Source organism: Pseudomonas sp. MWU15-20650 (assembly GCF_023242475.1).
Lineage (GTDB): Bacteria > Pseudomonadota > Gammaproteobacteria > Pseudomonadales > Pseudomonadaceae > Aquipseudomonas.
In genome coordinates this window covers 1-3,078 of record NZ_JALJFG010000071.1, presented here as the reverse complement: position 1 = coordinate 3,078, position 3,078 = coordinate 1, and the positions used below count along the sequence as shown (strand labels likewise).

The following is a 3,078-nucleotide window of genomic DNA, read 5'->3' as shown; positions in this document are numbered from 1 at the left end:
ATTTGGTTGATGGATGTTGCGCGCGAAAAGAATTTACATGTTTTTGAGTATTTCCAAGCGTGCAATTCTGGGCGACATGATTATGCTGGGCGGTGCATGGAGCGATTTAATTAATGGAGAAATTACATGCCGATACGGTTCCCTGTTCAGCTGGTAAACACGTTTGTTAATCCGCAGGTGTCAATTGATAATCCTGTCGAAACCCTCCCGGTAGTGGCTTCTCCACACGCCGGTTCACCGCACCTCAAACATCCTTCAGCCTGTAATCCGCCAAGTGTGGTTGATTATCAGAGAAAATATAATACGTCGAAAGGCACCGAGCCCAGCGGTGGCTCCAGAGGGGGGAGCAACGGAAGTTCGACATTGAAGAAAAACGCTAATATAGAATCTTATATTAGTAAGCATTCCGCCGATTTTATAACCCCCGAAAAAGAAATTTCAACTGTCTTGTCCACCGCGATAAAGCAGCGCTGGGGATTGGATCTTGATCCCGATAAAACCTATCTGGTTACATTTAAAGACAACGGGGAAGACGAAAAAGACGTCGTCGAAAAAATAACACTGACACAGGTGGCGTTGAAAAACAGGCAAGATGTAACGATTGAGGATAATGAGGGGTGGTTTCGAAAAATCGGAAAATATTTTTCTCCGGTAGTTTATATTTACAATAAAGTTGACGGCTGGGTCGAGGAGGCAAACAGTCGACAAGGTATTTATCGGGAGCCGAGTGCTCCGGGGGCTGCGCCTTATACTGCGGACACTCAGGTGTCCATACCCGTTGATGACTTTAAAACATTAGTCTGGGATACAGACCGGACTAAACTGTATAAAAATACCCTTGATAGCTTTTGGGACAAGCACAGCGGTTCATATACGTCATTGAGTAAAGTCTCTTTTGTTAAAGCGATCAATCTACAACGCTTGGAAGGCTCGCTTAAGCCTGCCGAGGCGGCTCTCGCCCAGCGTGCGTTGGGGCCTGTTGCGCTAAAGGAATGGTCCGAGCTGACTGTCCAGGATTTTACAACGCCTGCGGTCAAGGACCCGGATCTGGATATCGGTCTGCTGAGCATCAATGGCTTTCAGTCGACCGACTTGATGTGTGTGACTGACCGCAAAACCCAGCTGACATTGCTTTGCATCCCGGGCAACTCTTCGCCGATCCATCGCTTCGATAATCCGGACCAAATGAGAACATGGCTGGCCGAGCAAGCTACCGATCCGGTAAAGCGCGAATCATTGTTGTCGCATTTTTCGCTCAAGGACCAGGCCAGTAGGGCATTTTCAGATGGTGTGCGGCAAACCTTGGAAGGGATGGCCAATTGGTCCGAAGCGCAGGCGTCAGGGAACACGTTCCTTTCGGGGCTCAATGGCTGGGTGCCGGATCGTTTTATCACCGTTGAGCCGTTGAGTGGCGATCCTTTTGAAGCGGTCAAGGTTCGGCAAAAAGAGCGTTCTTATTCGGATGCCGACAATGCCATTGTCAGCGATGGCGACTACACCAAGAACAAGATACTGCAGGGTGTGGAAGAGGCCACGAAGGTTGCCATGTTCATGACACCCCTGGCGCTGGTTATGCCGGAAGTGGCCATAGGGCTGGATATTTTCTTCCTGGCTGCCGGGGTCACCCAGGCAGGCATCGGTATTGATGATGTCGTCAAAGGTAAAGCGACGGGTGCTGACCGTATCGTTTTTGGCGTATTGAACGCTGTGCCGCCATTAGCCACTCATGCGGGGGCGCCCCTCGCGAAAGTGCTGACTGAGAGGGGGGCCAGTGAGGGCGTTGCGGCAGGTGTTGACGTGGTAGCCCAGACGCCAGTGCAAGCCCCTGAGCGAGGGCGCCCAATCTTCAACCCGCCACGGCGAGTCAATGGGCAGATCGGATACCCCATGGGGCCTGTTTCGCCTCCGAAGATCCTTGAGGAATTCACGATTCCTATGGACGATGTCCATCAAATGTTCTCGAAAGACTACATGATTTATGTAGATCAATACGGTACAAAAGTTACGTACGACGTAGAGGCACGCCTCTGGCGTGGGCTCAACGAGAACGGGCAAGTGAATGACATTTTTTATTGGCGTAAGGGTCAAGGAAAGTGGCTGAGTGGTACTAAAGCCAAGGCGACTGCCGGGAGTAAAAATGCACCGGCTTCAATTATTAATAAAACACTGAAATTACCGCCGCTGCCGTCGCTGCCTTCCGGCGCTACAGACGTGCCAAAAGTCATTCACTATTTTTGGGCAGGTAATGAGATGCCGGAAAATTTATTGTCAAATATTATCGAGAATTCCCGGAAGAGTCCTGGGTATAAGTCGGTTGTTCATGTGGATGCTAATGATGCACGTGCGTTTCAGAAGATAAAGTCTGCACTGGATCACAAGGTGGGTGGGCTTGAAGTGCATGATTTGAAAGAGGATGAGGCTTTTAAAGAGCTGAACGCAGGTAAGTATGGGGAGATGTATCAATATTTTCGCTCAGGGCAAGGCCAGAACTTGCCGGCGTCTTCGGACGTCATGCGCGTGGCATTGATGAAGCAGTACGGTGGGATCTATCTGGATACGGATGATGCGTTAACTTTTAATGTGGGGGAGGTGGCGCTGAAAGCCACACCCCATGATATTTTGATGAACTCACCCGTTACTTATGAGCCGACGGACTTCAGGGGGTTCAATACCAGTAATTTTGCCAGTCATCCGGGCAACCCGCTATTCGATAATATTTTGGAGGAGTCGTACCAGCGCTATAAAGCGAACGAGGCTTGGTTTAACGCCAATCGTCCTTTCCTCAGGGAAGGTTCGACAGCGGCCGAACAGCAAGCCTATAAAGAGTATGAAACGAAAATTTTTGAAGTCACCGGGCCAAGAATGTTTGGTGATGTGTTGACACAAGAGAAATATGGGTTTTTCCCGCTGGTCGATGAAGTAACTGAACTACTGAATGCTCGCGTATTTCTCCCCGACGACTTTGGAAGGAAATACACCGAAGTGCGAGATTTTTATATGCCGATGAACCATAAGTTTGGTGTGGAAATCGGCGCCGAGCACTCTATGCATCATTCGCGTTGAATCGGCAGAGGTTGG

Annotated in this window: 1 protein-coding gene; it reads left to right on the top strand. The window is 49.7% G+C overall.

The window, feature by feature from the left end:
• The first annotated feature begins 126 nt into the window (after positions 1-126).
• Complete coding sequence (locus M5B43_RS27120) at positions 127-3,063, top strand: DUF6543 domain-containing protein (RefSeq protein WP_248752942.1); 2,937 nt, start codon at positions 127-129, stop codon at positions 3,061-3,063.
• Positions 3,064-3,078 lie beyond the last annotated feature (15 nt).